The organism is Bacillus sp. EKM420B (assembly GCF_011065565.1).
Classification (GTDB): Bacteria; Bacillota; Bacilli; order Bacillales; family Bacillaceae; genus Bacillus; species Bacillus velezensis.
In genome coordinates this window covers 1-234 of the sequence record NZ_JAAMNX010000072.1, presented here as the reverse complement: position 1 = coordinate 234, position 234 = coordinate 1, and the positions used below count along the sequence as shown (strand labels likewise).

At 51.3% G+C, this 234-nt stretch carries 1 protein-coding gene; it reads right to left on the bottom strand.

Going from position 1 to position 234, the window contains the following annotated elements; translation table 11 throughout:
* On the bottom strand, positions 1–234 hold a 234-nt coding region (locus G9F48_RS19585), incomplete at both ends, for a condensation domain-containing protein (RefSeq protein ID WP_165410003.1).

Sequence of the window (234 nt, the reverse complement as noted above, 5' to 3'; positions counted from 1 at the left end):
AAACGACCGCTGCCAGACGGCATAGTCTTTATATTGAAGGCGCATCGGCGCAAGCGAACGGCCTGCGTACAGCTCGCTGAATTCTTTAATCAATGTGTTGACGGACACACCGTCAGAAATAATATGATGCATATCCGTTAATAAAAGGTGACGTTCATCCGATTCTTTCACGAGGGCCGCACGGAAGAGCGGCGCTTCCTCCAGACAAAACGGCCGGACGAATGCGTCAGCTGA